Annotated in this window: 11 protein-coding genes and 1 tRNA gene; 4 read left to right on the forward strand and 8 right to left on the reverse strand. The window is 71.8% G+C overall.

Annotation, left to right across the window (positions count from 1 at the left end; all coding sequences use genetic code 11):
- The first annotated feature begins 213 nt into the window (after positions 1-213).
- Entirely contained in the window at positions 214-2,976 is a 2,763-nt protein-coding gene (ppc, locus tag TU31_RS19735) for a phosphoenolpyruvate carboxylase (RefSeq protein WP_370682746.1), read from the forward strand.
- A gap of 108 nt (positions 2,977-3,084) precedes the next feature.
- Here ppc and TU31_RS19740 read toward each other — a convergent pair whose 3' ends face one another.
- The 6 genes from TU31_RS19740 to TU31_RS19765 form a co-directional block, all read right to left on the reverse strand.
- A complete protein-coding gene (locus tag TU31_RS19740) occupies positions 3,085-3,606 on the reverse strand; it encodes a hypothetical protein (protein ID WP_042156358.1) in 522 nt (173 codons plus the stop codon).
- Positions 3,607-3,686: 80 nt separating this feature from the next.
- Positions 3,687-4,274, reverse strand: coding sequence for an aminoacyl-tRNA hydrolase (pth, locus tag TU31_RS19745; RefSeq protein ID WP_042156360.1), 588 nt, complete (start codon positions 4,272-4,274; stop codon positions 3,687-3,689).
- 142 nt (positions 4,275-4,416) lie between these two features.
- Positions 4,417-5,013, reverse strand: coding sequence for a 50S ribosomal protein L25/general stress protein Ctc (locus TU31_RS19750; protein WP_042156363.1), 597 nt, complete (start codon positions 5,011-5,013; stop codon positions 4,417-4,419).
- A 206-nt stretch (positions 5,014-5,219) separates the two neighbouring features.
- Positions 5,220-6,194, reverse strand: coding sequence for a ribose-phosphate diphosphokinase (locus tag TU31_RS19755; RefSeq protein ID WP_042156365.1), 975 nt, complete (start codon positions 6,192-6,194; stop codon positions 5,220-5,222).
- Positions 6,195-6,266: 72 nt separating this feature from the next.
- Positions 6,267-7,724, reverse strand: a complete 1,458-nt coding sequence (glmU, locus tag TU31_RS19760; RefSeq protein ID WP_078885870.1) for a bifunctional UDP-N-acetylglucosamine diphosphorylase/glucosamine-1-phosphate N-acetyltransferase GlmU — start codon at positions 7,722-7,724, stop codon at positions 6,267-6,269.
- Positions 7,725-7,856: 132 nt separating this feature from the next.
- Positions 7,857-7,928 (reverse strand) — tRNA-Gln (locus TU31_RS19765).
- A 211-nt stretch (positions 7,929-8,139) separates the two neighbouring features.
- On the opposite strand from TU31_RS19765, the gene TU31_RS19770 reads away from it, so the two are divergent.
- Positions 8,140-9,600, forward strand: a complete 1,461-nt coding sequence (locus tag TU31_RS19770) for a sensor histidine kinase (protein WP_181018634.1) — start codon at positions 8,140-8,142, stop codon at positions 9,598-9,600.
- A gap of 25 nt (positions 9,601-9,625) precedes the next feature.
- On the opposite strand, the gene TU31_RS19775 is transcribed toward TU31_RS19770, so the two are convergent.
- Both TU31_RS19775 and TU31_RS19780 read right to left on the reverse strand, forming a co-directional pair.
- The gene (locus TU31_RS19775) at positions 9,626-10,189 is read right to left on the reverse strand and encodes an SUKH-3 domain-containing protein (protein WP_042156371.1); all 564 of its coding nucleotides are present in this window, start codon (positions 10,187-10,189) and stop codon (positions 9,626-9,628) included.
- 8 nt (positions 10,190-10,197) lie between these two features.
- Entirely contained in the window at positions 10,198-10,710 is a 513-nt protein-coding gene (locus TU31_RS19780) for a YwqJ-related putative deaminase (RefSeq protein WP_042156373.1), read from the reverse strand.
- Between the two features lie 321 nt (positions 10,711-11,031).
- Between TU31_RS19780 and TU31_RS19785 the strand changes: the two genes are divergently transcribed.
- Positions 11,032-12,039, forward strand: a complete 1,008-nt coding sequence (locus TU31_RS19785) for an SMI1/KNR4 family protein (RefSeq protein WP_042156374.1) — start codon at positions 11,032-11,034, stop codon at positions 12,037-12,039.
- Positions 12,040-12,044: 5 nt separating this feature from the next.
- A complete protein-coding gene (locus TU31_RS19790) occupies positions 12,045-14,822 on the forward strand; it encodes an SUKH-4 family immunity protein (protein ID WP_042156377.1) in 2,778 nt (925 codons plus the stop codon).
- Positions 14,823-14,844 lie beyond the last annotated feature (22 nt).

Genomic DNA, 14,844 nt, shown 5'->3' on the forward strand with positions numbered 1-14,844 from the left:
AGGCCGTGACAGGCGCCACACCCGCCCGGCTGTGACGCAGTGCCCACCCTGCGGACGGTGTGATCTGCCGAGGCTGGGACAGACCTATCCTGGGGACGTCGGACAGCGCGGTCCGCAACCCGCCCGCATCAGAACCTGCCCAACCCGTCGCCCGTACCGGCCCCACCCATGGGTCACGTGCGACGTCCCTGATCGCCGCAAGGAGCCGCACCAGTGAGCAGTGCCGACAACACTCCAGCCGAGATCGTGTCCATCGAAGGCCCCGAAGCCGGCCCGAGCGACAACGTCGCCTTGCGTGCCGACATCCGCCGCCTCGGTGATCTCCTCGGCGAGACCCTCGTCCGACAGGAGGGTCAGGAACTGCTCGATCTGGTCGAGCGGGTACGCGCCCTGACCCGTTCCGACGGCGAAGCCGCTGCCGGGCTCCTGGGCGACACCGACCTGGCCACCGCCGCCAAGCTGGTGCGCGCCTTCTCCACGTACTTCCACCTCGCGAACGTCACCGAGCAGGTCCACCGCGGCCGCGAGCTGGGCGCCCGGCGCGCCGCCGAGGGCAGCATCCTCGCCCGCACCGCCGACATGCTGAAGGACGCCGACCCCGAGCACCTGCGCGCGACCGCCGGCAACCTCGGCGTACGCCCCGTCTTCACCGCGCACCCCACCGAGGCCGCCCGGCGCTCCGTCCTCACCAAGCTCCGCAAGGTCGCCGAGCTGCTGGACAGCCCCGAGGGCGAGCGCCGCCGCGCCGACCTCCGCCTCGCCGAGAACATCGACCTCATCTGGCAGACGGACGAGCTGCGGGTCGCCCGCCCCGAGCCCACCGACGAGGCCCGGAACGCCATCTACTACCTCGACGAGCTGGGCCGCGGCGCGGTCGGCGACGTCCTTGAGGACCTCGCCGCCGAGCTGGAGCGGGCCGGCACCGAGCTGCCCGCCGGCACCCGCCCGCTCACCTTCGGCACCTGGATCGGCGGCGACCGCGACGGCAACCCCAACGTCACCCCCCAGGTCACCTGGGACGTCCTGCTGCTCCAGCACGAGCACGGGATCACCGACGCCCTGGAGCACGTCGACGAGCTGCGCGGCGCGCTGTCCAACTCCATCCGCAACTGCGGCGCCACCGATGAGCTGCTGGCCTCCCTCCAGCGCGACCTCGACCTCCTCCCGGAGATCAGCCCGCGCTACAAGCGGCTGAACAGCGAGGAGCCCTACCGCCTCAAGGCGACCTGCATCCGGCAGAAGCTCCTCAACACCCGCGAGCGCCTGGCCGGCGACACCCCGCACGTCCCCGGCCGGGACTACCTCGGCACCACCGAGCTCCTCGACGACCTCGCGCTCATCCAGAGCTCGCTGCGCGAACACCGCGGCGGCCTGGTCGCCGACGGCCGTCTGGAGCGCACCCTGCGCACCATCGCCGCCTTCGGCCTCCAGCTCGCCACCATGGACATCCGCGAGCACGCCGACGCGCACCACCACGCCCTCGGGCAGCTCTTCGACCGCCTCGGCGAGGAGTCCTGGCGTTACGTGGACATGCCGCGCGACTACCGCCGCAAGCTCCTCGCCAAGGAGCTGCGCTCGCGCCGTCCGCTGGCTCCCACCCCGGCGCCCCTCGACGAGGCCGGCGCCAAGACGCTCGGCGTCTTCCGCACCATCCTCAAGGCCAAGGAGACCTTCGGCCCCGAGGTCATCGAGTCCTACATCATCTCGATGTGCCAGGGCTCCGACGACGTCTTCGCCGCCACCGTCCTCGCCCGCGAGGCCGGCCTGATCGATCTGCACGCCGGCTGGGCCAAGGTCGGCATCGTGCCGCTGCTGGAGACCACCGACGAGCTCAAGATCGCCGACCAGCTGCTCGACGAGATGCTCGCCGACCCCTCCTACCGGCGCCTGGTCGCCCTGCGCGGCGACGTCCAGGAGGTCATGCTCGGCTACTCCGACTCCTCCAAGTTCGGCGGCATCACCACCTCCCAGTGGGAGATCCACCGCGCCCAGCGCCTGCTGCGCGACGTCGCCCACCGGCACGGCGTACGGCTGCGCCTCTTCCACGGCCGCGGCGGCACCGTCGGCCGCGGCGGCGGCCCCTCGCACGACGCGATCCTCGCCCAGCCCTACGGCACCCTCGAAGGCGAGATCAAGGTCACCGAGCAGGGCGAGGTCATCTCCGACAAGTACCTGGTGCCCTCGCTGGCGCGGGAAAACCTGGAGCTGACGGTCGCCGCCACCCTCCAGGCCTCCGCCCTGCACACCGCCCCCCGGCAGTCCGACGAGGCGCTGGCCCGCTGGGACGCGGCCATGGAGACGGTCTCCGACGCGGCCCACGGCGCCTACCGCCGCCTCGTCGAGGACCCGGACCTGCCCGCGTACTTCTTCGCCTCCACCCCCGTCGACCAGCTCGCCGAGCTCCACCTGGGATCGCGCCCCTCCCGCCGCCCCGACTCCGGCGCCGGCCTCGACGGACTCCGCGCCATCCCGTGGGTCTTCGGCTGGACCCAGTCCCGCCAGATCGTCCCCGGCTGGTTCGGCGTCGGCACCGGCCTCAAGGCCGCCCGCGAAGCCGGACTCGACAGCGTGCTGGACGAGATGCACGAGTACTGGCACTTCTTCCGCAACTTCCTGTCCAACGTCACCATGACGCTGGCCAAGACCGACCTGCGGATCGCCCAGCACTACGTCGACACCCTGGTCCCCGACAAGCTCAAGCACGTCTTCGACGTCATCAAGGCCGAGCACGAGCTCACCGTCGCCGAGGTCCTGCGCGTCACCGGCGAAAAGGAACTCCTCGACTCCAACCCGGTCCTCAAGCAGACCTTCCACATCCGCGACGCCTACCTGGACCCGATCTCCTACCTCCAGGTCTCGCTGCTGGACCGCCAGCGCAGCGCCGCCGAACGCGGTGAGGAGGCCGACCCGGTCCTCGCCCGCGCCCTGCTGCTGACCGTCAACGGCGTCGCCGCCGGACTGCGCAACACCGGCTGACCCGGCCCCGGCACCACACACGGCGGCGGCCCGCCCTCCCACCGAGGAGGACGGGCCGCCGCCGTATCGGTCCCGGGAAGCCCTGGGGGCCTCAATCCCGGGGAAGCCCTAGAGCGCCGTGAACGCGGCGCCCAGCAACACCGCGCCCAGCAACCCCATCACCCACGCCGTACGCCGCAGCCGCATCCCCCCGGCCACCACCAGCGCCGCCAGCAGCAACGACCCCGCGAACGGCACCCACGCATGCAGAATCCCGGCCGCCCCGGTCCGCACCGCGTGCGTCGTCCCCGGCTTGACCGTCACCTCGACCTGCGTGCCCTTGTCCGCGGCCCCCTCCGCGATCGACACCTTCGCCAGCTTCCGCGTCTGACCCGACGACGGCACATACGGGCCCGTGCACCGCTCACCCGCACACGCCGACACCTTCATCACACCGCGCCCCTGCGCCTTGACGAGCATCGCGTACTGCGCCGTCTGCCACGACGTCCACACCCCCGCCACCAGCAGGAGCAACGCCAGCAGACCCATCAACCCCACCCGGACGACAAGCAGCGCCCCAACGGCGCCCTCACCGATCCGCCGGGTACGACTACGTCTGACCGAACGGGTGCGCGTGCTGCTTCTGGGCATGGCCGCGATCCTTGGCCATGCACCAGCACCCGGTCAACCTCCGACAACGGTTCGTCAGAGCCTGACCACACCTGTCCCATTCAGGAGTTGTACGTGGTCTGCGCCCGCTCCAGACCGTCGACGATCAGCGTCTCCACCGCATCCGCCGCACGGTCCACGAAATAGTCCAACTCACGCCGCTCCGCCGCGGAAAAGTCCTTCAGCACAAAATCCGCCACCTGCATACGGCCCGGCGGACGCCCGATCCCGAAACGCACCCGGTGATACTCCGACCCCAGCGACTTTGTGATCGACTTCAGACCGTTGTGACCGTTGTCACCGCCGCCCAGCTTCAGTCGCAGCGCACCGTAATCAATATCCAACTCATCGTGAATCGCCACGATATTGGCCACCGGCACCTTGTAGAAATCCCGCAGCGCGGTCGTCGGCCCACCCGACAGATTCATGAACGACAACGGCTTCGCCACCACCACACGACGGCTCGACGGACCGGGCGCACCACAACGCCCCTCCACCACCTGCGCCCGTGACTTGTGTGCCTTGAAACGGCCCCCCATCCGCTCCGCCAGCAAATCCGCCACCATGAACCCCACATTGTGGCGATTACGCGCATACTCCGGGCCCGGATTACCCAGCCCCACCACCAGCCACGGATCAGCGTCCGCCATCTCAGCCACTCCCACATCCGCCGGCCACACCCGCCGGCCCCGACCGCAACTGCCCATGAAACAGCCCAACCGCCACCCCGCACCCAAAGGCGCGCGGCAGCGGCTGGACAAAGCTGAGAGAACCGTCTCAGCGAAAAACGACTCAGGCCTCGGCGCCCTCGGCGCCCTCACCCTCGGCGGCCTCCTCGGCCGGCGCCTCCGCCTGCGCCGCGACGACCTGGAGCACCACGGCGTCGTCCTCCACGCCCAGCGACACACCGGCCGGCAGCGCGATGTCCTTGGCGTGCACCGAGTGACCGGCGTCCAGACCCGCGATGGAGACGGTGACCGACTCCGGGATGTGGGTGGCCTCGGCCTCGACCGGCAGGGTGTTCAGCACGTACTCGAGGAGGTTGCCGCCCGGGGCCAGCTCGCCCTCGGTGTGGATCGGCAGCTCGACGTTGACCTTCTCGCCCTTCTTCACGGCCAGGAAGTCGACGTGCACCAGGAACTGGCGGATCGCCTCACGCTGCACGGCCTTGGGGATGACCAGCTCGCTCTTGCCGTCGAACTCCAGACGGATCAGCGCGTTCGGCGTCTTCAGCGCCATCATCAGCGCGTGGTTGTTGATCGCCACGTGCTGCGGCTCCGCGCCGTGACCGTAAATGACCGCGGGAACCAGGTCCGCACGGCGCGCACGACGGGCGGCACCCTTACCGAAGTCGGTACGGACCTGGGCGTCGAGCTTGACCTCAGCCATGACTGCACTCCTCGTATCTCAGAAACATCTGGTGGGCGTTACCCGGCCCACGACAGACCTGCTACGAAGAGCGCGTCGATAACGGACAGCCACCACAAAAGGGCGGCCTCCCTCGCCGAGCAACTCGATGAGTCTACCCGGCCGGAAGGCCGCCCCAAAGTCGATCAGACCCGGACTACCTCACAGGCCCGCCCGGCGTCCCTGCCTCACTGCTCCTCGAAGAGGCTCGTCACCGAACCGTCCTCGAACACCTCACGGATCGCCCGGGCAATGGTCGGCGCCATCGACAGCACCGTGATCTTGTCCAGTTCCAGCTCCGAAGGCGTCGGCAGCGTATTCGTGAAGACGAACTCGCTCACCTTCGAATTCTTCAGCCGGTCCGCCGCCGGACCCGACAGCACACCGTGCGTCGCCGTCACGATCACATCCGAGGCGCCATTCGCGAACAGCGCATCCGCCGCCGCGCAGATCGTGCCACCGGTGTCGATCATGTCGTCGACCAGGACACACACCCGGTCCTTCACGTCACCGACGACCTCATGCACCGTGACCTGGTTCGCCACGTCCTTGTCACGCCGCTTGTGCACGATCGCCAGCGGCGCGCCCAGACGGTCACACCAGCGGTCCGCCACCCGCACCCGGCCCGCGTCCGGCGACACGACGGTCAGCTTCGAGCGGTCCACCTTCGCGCCCACGTAGTCCGCGAGGACCGGCAGCGCGAAAAGGTGATCCACCGGGCCGTCGAAGAAGCCCATGATCTGGTCGGTGTGCAGATCCACCGTCACCACACGGTCCGCACCCGCCGTCTTCATCAGATCGGCGATCAGCCGCGCCGAAATCGGCTCACGGCCACGGTGCTTCTTGTCCTGACGCGCATAACCGTAGAACGGCACGACCACGGTGATGCTCCGGGCCGAGGCCCGCTTCAGTGCATCAATCATGATCAGCTGTTCCATGATCCACTTATTGATCGGAGCCGTGTGGCTCTGAATCAAAAAGCAGTCCGCGCCACGCGCCGACTCCTGATAGCGGACATAGATCTCGCCATTGGCGAAGTCGAATGCCTTCGTCGGGACCAGGCCCACACCCAGCTGGTGCGCGACCTCCTCGGCAAGCTCGGGGTGGGCGCGGCCGGAGAAGAGCATCAGCTTCTTCTCGCCGGTCGTCTTGATCCCGGTCACAGCAAATCTCCTCGAATCACAGTTTGCGTGCGTTCATCACGGTACGCCCCGCACGGCGCACCCCTTGCACGATCACCGCTCGCCCTCGGACTCCTGGCGAGCAGCCGAAGCCGCCTGCGCGGCGGCGCTTCCAGGCCGCTTCCGCGCGACCCAACCCTCGATATTCCGCTGCTGGCCACGCGCGACCGCCAGCGAACCCGGGGGCACATCTTTGGTGATAACAGAGCCGGCCGCCGTATAAGCGCCGTCCCCGACCGTGACAGGAGCCACAAACATGTTGTCCGACCCCGTCCTGCAATGTGAACCGACCGTGGTGTGGTGCTTCGCCTCACCGTCGTAGTTCACAAAGACACTCGCCGCACCGATATTGGTGAACTCGCCAATCGTCGCATCTCCCACATACGAAAGATGCGGCACCTTCGTGCCCTCACCGATCGACGCGTTCTTCATCTCCACGTACGCACCGGCCTTCGACTTCGGACCAAGATCCGTCCCCGGACGCAGATAGGCGTAAGGCCCGACATTCGCCCCGTCGCCAATACGCGCACCCTCGGCCACCGTGAACGACGCCACCGCGCCCGCACCCACCGACGTATCCGTCAACCGGGAATGCGGGCCCACCTCGGCACCCGACGCGATATGCGTGGCACCCAGCAGCTGCGTCCCCGGATGGACCGTCGCATCAGGCTCGAACGTCACCGACACATCCACCCACGTCGACGCCGGATCCACCACCGTCACACCGGCCAGCATCGCCTGCTCCAGCAGCCGGTCGTTCAGCAGCCGCCGCGCCTGCGCCAGCTGCACCCGGTTGTTGATCCCCAGGATCTCCCGGTGGTCAGCGGCCACCGCCGCACCGACCCGGTGCCCGGCCTCCCGCACGATCCCCAGCACATCGGTCAGGTACTCCTCGCCCTGACTGTTGTCCGTACGCACCTTGCCGAGCGCATCGACCAGCAGTCGCCCGTCGAAGGCGAACACCCCGGAATTGATCTCCCGGATCGCCCGCTGCGCCACGCTCGCGTCCTTGTGCTCGACGATCGCGGTCACCGCGCCGGAGCTCTCCTCGCGCACGATGCGCCCATAACCCGTGGCGTCCGGCACCTCGGCCGACAGCACCGTGACGGCGTTGCCGTCCGCGGCGTGCGTGTCACCGAGCAGCCGCAGCGTCTCACCGGTCAGCAGCGGAGTGTCACCACAGACGACGATCACCGTGCCGTCGACGGCCACGCCGCTCTGGCTCAGCTCCTCCAGAGCCGTGCGCACCGCGTGACCGGTGCCGTTCTGCTCGTGCTGCACCGCGGTGCGCACATCGGGGTCGACCTCGGAGAGATGTGCCTGCACCTGCTCACGGGCGTGGCCGACGACCACGACGAGATGCTCGGGGTCCAGCTCACGGGAGGCGGCGACGACATGGCCGACGAGGGAGCGGCCACTGACGGTGTGCAGGACCTTCGGTGTGGCCGACTTCATGCGGGTGCCCTCACCCGCTGCGAGAACGACGACGGCTGCCGGGCGGTTGGCGCTCACGGGGATGCCCTTCGGCTTCTTGGCTACTTCGGGTGGTGGTCATCCGAAGGATACCGGTGCGTATAGCAGCCGAAACGCGGGCGGGTCCTGACGTGGTGGTCAGGACCCGGAAATTCGCCCGTTGTGCATGTGCTCCCCTGCCAGGACTCGAACCCGGACATAAGGCACCAAAAGCCTCAGTGCTGCCAATTACACCACAGGGGATAGTAGAGCGACTCAAACTGGACATCTCGTCGGTCTGGCCGCTTGGCACCCAACACTATGCCGTACCACCAGCCTTCGATGCGACGGTATAGCTCTGCACGTTGTCGCCCCCGGATCAGCAGCCCGGCTCGATCGCGATGCCGGTAACGGCCTGGCTGTGGCCGATAACGGGCCGGGGGAATCGCGGACGGGCGCCCGTAGGCTGGTCGGTATGACCGCGACGGGGGCAAGTGAAGGTGTGGGCGCGCGGGGTGCGCCGGTGAGCGGGCCGTGGTGGTGGGCCCGGCGGCGGAGTGCCGTGCTGGATGTGGTGCTGGCGGCGGCTTCCGCGGTGGAGTGTGCGTTCGAGGGCGCACGGTTCGCCTCGGGGGCGCAGCTGCCCGAGCTGGTCGGGGTGCTGCTCGGCCTGCTGGCGGGTCCGGTGCTGTTGGTGCGCCGGCGCTGGCCGGTGGTGGTGGTGCTGGTCTCGATAGCGGTGATCCCGGCGGAGATGGGCGGGCTGCTGAGCACGGTGGGGCTGTACACGCTCGCCGCGTCGGATGTGCCGCGCCGGATCACGGGGTTGCTGGCGGGGATGACCGTGGCGGGGACGTTGGTGACGACGTTCCTCAGCCTGCGGCAGGACGTGCTGGCGCAGGAGGACTTCCAGCCGCCGATGTGGCTGCTGCCGGCGATGTCGCTGGCGCTGGGGCTGGTGCTGACGGCGCCGCCGGTGCTGTGGGGGCTGTATGTCGGGGCCCGGCGGCGGCTCGTGGAGAGCCTGCGGGAGCGGGCGGACGGCCTGGAGCGCGAGCTGTCGCTGCTGGCGGACCGGGCCGAGGAGCGGGCGGAGTGGGCCCGTAACGAGGAGCGGACGCGGATCGCGCGGGAGATGCACGATGTGGTCGCGCACCGGGTGAGCCTGATGGTGGTGCATGCGGCGGCGTTGCAGGCGGTGGCGCTGAAGGACCCGGAGAAGGCGTCGAAGAACGCGGGCCTGGTCGGCGACATGGGGCGGCAGGCGCTGACGGAGCTGCGGGAGATGCTGGGGGTGCTGCGGACGGCCGACGGGGCGGCGGTGCGGGGCGCCGCGGCGTCGGGTGCGCCCGAGCGGCTGGCGGCGGTGGCTTCCCGGGCGGGCGCGCAGGCGACGGTGCAGACGCGGTCGCCGGAGGCGTCCGTGGTCGCGGAGTCCGCGGGGGACGGGGGCCCTGAGCGCGGGGCGCCGGTGGCCGCGCCGGCGGCCGCGGAGGCGGATTCCGAGGGGCCGTATCTGGCGGAGCTCGGGGATCTGGTGGGCCAGTCCCGGGCGGCCGGGATGGTCGTCGAGCTGACGGTGGACGGGGCGGCCGAGGGGGAGCTGGCGGCTGCCGCCGGGCAGCGGTATGCGCCGCCGGTGGAGCGGACCGTCTACCGGGTGGTGCAGGAGGCGCTCACGAATGTGCACAAGCATGCGCCGGGGGCGCGGGCACGGGTGCGGCTGGCGCACCGGGAGGGGGAGCTCGCGGTGCAGGTGGAGAACGGCCCCTGCGAGGGCGGCGCGGCCGATGCGGGGCTGCCGAGCGGCGGCAATGGCCTGGTGGGGATGCGGGAGCGGGTGACGGCGCTGGGCGGTGTGTTCGTCTCGGGCCCGACGGAGGCCGGTGGCTTCCGGGTGTCGGCGGTGCTGCCGGCGGCCTCCGCGGTGAGCTGACGCGCGTACGCCCGGCCGCGGCCGCTCAGTCGCCGGTGTGGCCCGCGACGCCCAGCCGTACGGGCCGTGACCCCAGCACCAGGACCCCCAGCGCACTGTCGATGTCCGGTCCCAGGTACCAGTCGCCGGTGTGGTCGAGGCTGTAGACGCGGCCTTCGGCGTCGATGGCGAGGGTGGCCTGGCCGTAGGTGGCGCCGTCGTGGGTGGTGAGTTCTTCGCGGCCCAGGGGGGCCACGTCGGTCTCCAGGGCACGGCCGAGGTCGCCGAGGGTGCGGGCGAGGTGGAGGCCGTGCAGCGGGTCGACGGCGAAGGGGGTGGGGGCGATGTGCCGGCCGGGGCCGGGCCCGGCGATGTGCAGTCCGCCGAATTCGGCCCAGGCCTCGACGGCGGCGGGGAAGACGGTGTGGCGGTGGCCCGCGGGGGAGGTGTGGGCGCGGAGGGTGTCGGCCCAGTGTTCCGCCTGCTTTATGTCCCAGCGGCCGGGGTGCCAGCCGGCTTCGTGGAGGGCGACGTCGACGGCCGCCGGGAAGCGGGTCGAGTCGGTCCGGTCGTGGGCGGGGGTGCGGGGGCCGGGGGTGGTGGGCGGCATGGTGGCGGTCAGCTTCCTGTGGGCGTGGTGCCGCTGATGGGCATGACGCCGAAGTGGGCGAGGAGGGCGTCGCAGGAGCGGCAGGGCGGGGCGTAGCTGCCGTGCTGGGGGTCGCCGTCCTCGCGGATGTGGCGTGCGGTGAGTTTGGAGTGTTTGAGGGAGCGGCGGGCTTCGCCGTTGGTGAGAGGTTTGCGGGAGGCGCGTTTGCCGCGGTTGCCTTCGACGGCGGTGAGGTGCCGGGAGAGCAGGACGGCTTCGGGGCAGCGTCCGGTGAAACGTTCGCGTTGTGCGGTGGCGAGGGTGTCGAGGAAGTCCTGGACGAGGGGGTGCAGGGCGGGGGGCTGTTCGGCCTTGCCGGCGGTACAGGTGAGGGTTTGTCCGCGTACTGACAGGGCGGCGCCGATGGTGGGGAGGATGCCGTCGCGGCGGTGGTGGAGGGCGGGTGCGCCGTCGGCGGTGCCGCTCCAGCCGATGCGGGGGTCGCCGGCGGCTGAGTTGTGGTGGCGTGCAGTGGTGCTCATGGTGGTGCTTTCCCTCCCCGAATCCCCGTGTAGCTGGGGGTCCCCCCGGCCCTAGGTGGGGGAGGGTCAGCCTGCCAAATGTGCTGGGTGTTGCGGTAGTCGGGCGGGCTGTCGATGATCTCACGGCGGGCTGACGGGGCGTCGGTCGTGGGGTAACGGGGCTGGTGGGCGGGGTGGTGCGCGGGGGGCTCGGGGGTGGTGGGGCGGTGGGTGACGTCGGTGTGTCGCGGGGCTGACGGACAGGGACGGGGGAGGGGGGAGGGCGTAGCGGTACGGCTTAGGCTGTGCTCCAAAGCCAGCTTCAGCCAGGGGGCAAGCGCGATGACGACAGGTCGGCAAGGGCTGGGGGCACTCCCCGGCCCCCGGGCGGCGGGACATGCCGCGCCACCGAATTCGGCCTATGCCGGGCAGGTCGTGCATTTTCCGGATCCGGTCCGTGCCGCACGGTACCCCGCCGGTGTGCGGATGGACGAACGGGGTTTCCCGGAGTTCTCACCGTATGCGCGCGCGGCCGCGGAGATCGCCGAGCCGCCGGAGGGTTTCGGCGTCGATGAACTGCGGCTGACGGACTATGTCTCGGCGAACGCGGCCCTGCACGCGCAGGGGCACGAGCTGTGGATAGATGTGCCGGCCGTGGCGACGCCGCACGGCTGGACCTGGCATCACGTGGCCGGTACCCGGCGGATGGAGCTGATCCCGGTCGAGGTGAAGGCGCTGCTGCGGCATCACGGCGGGCTGGCGACGGCCGCCGTGGCGCACGACAAGCGCGGTACCCGCCCGTTGCAGGAGACGCGGCCGGCGCACTTCGGGCTGCCGCACCGTGATCTGTCCGTGGGCGAGGAGCAGTTGGCGCAGGCCGAGGAGGCGCTGGGCTACCGGCTGCCGGGCGCCTACCGGTCGTTTCTGAAGGCGGCGGGCGGGTGTGCGCCCGTGGGAGCGGCGCTGGACGCGGAGTTGGGGCTGCTGGTCGACCAGCCGTTCTTCACGGTGCGCGATGACGCGGCGGTCAACGACCTGCTCTATGTGAACAAGTGCCTGCGGGACCACTTCACCAAGGATTACCTGGGCGTGGCGTTCGTGCAGGGCGGTGTGGTCGCGGTAAAGGTGCGCGGCGAGGCGCTCGGCTCGGTGTGGTTCTGCCCGTACGACGATGCGCGGGACCAGGACGGGTGGACGGTGCAGGAGCGGGTCGAGCGGCTGTTGTTGCCGTGCGGCGCGGATTTCGATGACTTTCTCCAGCGGCTGGCGGGCAATCCGCCGGAGCTGGAGACGGTGGCGGATCTGATGGTCGACGGCGGTTTCGCGTACGCGGTCGCGGTGGGGGGTTGAGCGCGGTGGTGACGTTCGCGCAGGCGCAGGAGCGCGCCGAGCGGTGGGTGAACGGCGACGTGCCGGCGGCGCTCCACCGTGAGGTACGGGTGCGGGAGTTCGATCTGGGCTTCGTGGCCTGGGCAGAGGACCGGGAGGGCGGTCCGGCGACGGATGGCGGCCGGGCCCGGCTGGTGATCGCGCGGGACAGCGGGGAGACGACGCTGTGGCCGGGGCTGCCGGTGGGTGAGGTGATCCGGCGTTACGAGGAGGAGTACGGCGCCGCTGTGGACGGCGGCGCGGCCGAGGCGCCGCCGCAGCGGATCGACCTGGAGGCCACCTCGTTCCTGCTGACGCCGCCGGAGTGGTTGCAGGAGGCGGCGGACGCGCGGGGAGTTCCGGAGCAGCGGACCGCGGGCGGTGAGCAGACCCCGGCGGCCCCGCCGTCCGTTCCCGCTCCCGCGCCCGGGCCCGCGGCGTCGGCGTCGGACGCCTGGGCCGAGGTGAGCGTCAACGGCACGGACGGCGCGGCCGCGCAGAGCGGTGCGCAGACGGCGGAGACGGGCCCGGGGGCCGGTGCCGCCGGGGTGCCGACGCCGTGGGCCGACGCGGACACCACCTCCGGCGCGGGGGGCGAGGACCGTTCGGTGGGGCTGCCCGCGACGGTGTTCGCACCGCCGCTGGCCGGTTTCGACGAGGAGGACGACGCCCCGTCGGCGCCGCGGGCCCGGCCGGACGCCAAGACCGAACTTCTGCACGGCGGCAGTCAGTTGCCGCGTACGCAGGTCTCGCCCGCGCTGGATCTGCCGGAGGACGGGGCCCGGGCCGGCAGCGGTCCGCTGCCTCCGCCGATGCCGCCCGCGCCGCCGGCCGCCGGTCCGCTGCCGGATCTGCCGCCGCCGTCGGGCGCGCCGGTCACCGATGTGCCGCCCCCGCCGGGTGCCGGTACGCCCGCCGCGGCCGGGCCGGGTGTGCCGCCGCCTGCCGCGCCGCCCGCGCCGCCCGCGGGCGGTGGGGTGCATGCCGCGGCGACGATGCTGGCCGACGGCTCGTCGCTGCCCGGTAACGCCGCCGCGGGTCCGCCCCCGCCGCCCGCCGCGCCCGGTTCGCCCGGTGCGGGCCGGGACGGTGCGCCGCAGCCCGCCGACGGAGGCGACGCCGGGCTGCGCCCGTCCGGCGGCCCCGCGGCGTCCGGCCCCGGTGCGCCGGGAGTCCCGGCCGGTGGTTATGTGCCGACGCAGTTGGTCTCGCAGCTGGACGCGGCGGACGTGGATCTCAGCGCGGTGGACGGGCCGGGCGGGGCGGACGCGTCCGCCGGGTCCGACGGGTCCGGCTCCGGTGGCGCCGGTTCCCCCGCGGCCGGCGGTTCCGGGTCCGGTGGGGTGCATGCCGCGGCGACGATGCTCGCCGACGGCGCGTCCCTCCAGGCGTCCCTCGGGGGTGCGGGCGGTGCCGCTGGTGGCCCCGGGGTGCCGCCGCCGCCCGCGCCGCCCGGTGTGCCGGGCGTGCCCAAGCCTCCCGGCCCGCCCGGTAAGCCCGGGGTGCCCGCGGACGGCCGGAGCTCCGGCGGCCAGGGCGGTCCGCCCCCGCCGCCCCCGCCGCCCGCCGCGGGCGGTACCGGCGGCGGCGTGCATGCGGCGGCCACGATGCTGGCCGGCGGCGCGGCGCTGCCCGACGGCGGTCCCGGCGGGCCGGGTGTCCCCCCGTCGGCCGGGCCCACGCCCCCGCCCGCGGCGCCGCCCGGTCCTCCGCAGGGGCCGCCCGGCGCGCCGGGCCCCGGCGGCGGTGGGTACGGCTATCCGCAGGCGCCGAGCGGTCAGCCGACGGTCGGTCCGGGCTATATGGCCGTGCTGAGCTATCGCGCGCCGGACGGGTCCGAGCAGAAGATCGTGCGCCGTTCCGCGCCCGGTACACCGCACCCGGAGTGGCAGCTGCTGCATGAGCTGCGCGCGATGAACGTCCCGCCGCAGCAGGTGCTGGAGCTGCACACCGAGCTGGAGTGCTGTGACCTGCCGGGTGGCTACTGCGCCCGGATGATCCGGGACAACTGGCCGCAGGTGCGGATCAGCCACACCGCCGCGTACGGCCGTGACCATGCCTCGCGCCAGCAGGGCGTACGGCATCTCGTCGAGCATCAGGGCGAGTTGCACCAGGTCGCGGACGGCCCGGCGCGGCCGGCGCCGGTGCGGGTGCCGTTGCCGCATCCCTCGCAGGTGCCACCGGTGCCGCCGGTGCCCCCGCAGGTGATCGGACAGGAGCTGGAGCAGGCGTTCGGCCCGCAGGCCCTGTTCCGCTTCGACCAGCGGGCGGTCTCCCGGCAGGGGGTACCCGACGTGGTGGCGCAGATGCTGGTGTGGGCCGGGCTGCCGGTCGACTTCGGGCCGTTCTTCTGGGCGCAGGCGCAGCCGCACCGCCCGGTGCCGACGCTGGCGGAGCTGGCGGCGGAGCGGATGGTGCAGCCGGCCGCGGATGCCGGTTCGTATCTGGTGATGGGCAATGACTTCGGCCGTCAGCTGTGTGTGCAGTACGGGACCGCGCACATCGTGGCGGTGCCCATGGAGGCCGGGCCGGGCGGGCAGCCGGCGACACCGCAGTTCGTGAACTCGGGGCTGCCGGAGTTCGTGCGCTGTCTGGCGATGCTGGGGCGGATGTGGCGGCTGCGGTACGGGCTGACGCCCGAGCAGGCGGGCCGTTGGACCGTCGACTTCCAGGCACAGCTGGTCGCCCTGGACCCGCCCGCGCTGGGGTCGCCGGAGACCTGGTGGTCGGTCCTGCTGGAGCAGATGTGGGACGGGCTGTTGTAGCGCTGCGTCACCGGTCCGGCGG

Source organism: Streptomyces lydicamycinicus (genome assembly GCF_000829715.2).
GTDB classification, from domain to species: Bacteria; Actinomycetota; Actinomycetes; order Streptomycetales; family Streptomycetaceae; genus Streptomyces; species Streptomyces lydicamycinicus.